The 735-nt window shown below is 42.7% G+C and carries 1 protein-coding gene; it reads left to right on the top strand.

All coding sequences use genetic code 11. The features are described from left to right. On the top strand, nucleotides 1–728 hold a 728-nt coding region (locus ACS8FC_RS17200), incomplete at its 5' end, for a LysR substrate-binding domain-containing protein (RefSeq protein ID WP_439297677.1). Nucleotides 729–735: the final 7 nt, after the last annotated feature.

Genomic DNA, 735 nt, shown 5'->3' on the forward strand with positions numbered 1-735 from the left:
GAACGACGCGGCGCTTGGAGCTGACGGAGGAGGGGCATGTCTTCATAAGATATGCGCGTGAGGGTTTAAATACGTTATATACCGGTGAAGAGGCGATTAAGCTGTTAAAACAAGCGCCGAGTGGACATCTACGAATTGACGCCGCCAGCCCGTTTGTCTTTCATCAACTAACGCCATTGGTTGGTGATTTTGTGCAGCAGTATCCGCATATCACGCTTGATTTGACCTCGCATGACAACATCATCGACTTGCTTGAGCATAAGACAGATCTGGCTATCAGAATTGGCGATTTAAAAGACTCAAACTTGCATGCGCGTCTATTGGGTAAGAGTCAGCTGCGGCTAGTAGCCAGTCCTGAATATTTATATCAGCATAATGAAGTAGCTCATATTAATGATTTAAGCACTCATAAATTAATTGGCTTTAACGATGCGTCAAAACTAAATAGTTGGCCACTAAAAACACCAGTGAAACTGAACTTTCATATGACTGGCAGTAGCGGCGAGACCTTGCGTCAGCTATGTTTAAATCACCAAGGTATCGCTTTACTGTCACATTTTATGATTGGTGACGATTTGAAATCTGGACGATTGGTTGAGGTGTTGCCTGAGGCGATAGTCAGACCAAACAATCGCGAAACTATACAGGCCGTATATTACAAAAACAGTGCCGTATCATCGCGTATTTTAGCATTTTTAGATTTTATTCAGCCACGACTGACATTATAAGTTTTAT

It is taken from the genome of Psychrobacter sp. 1Y4 (assembly GCF_051847555.1).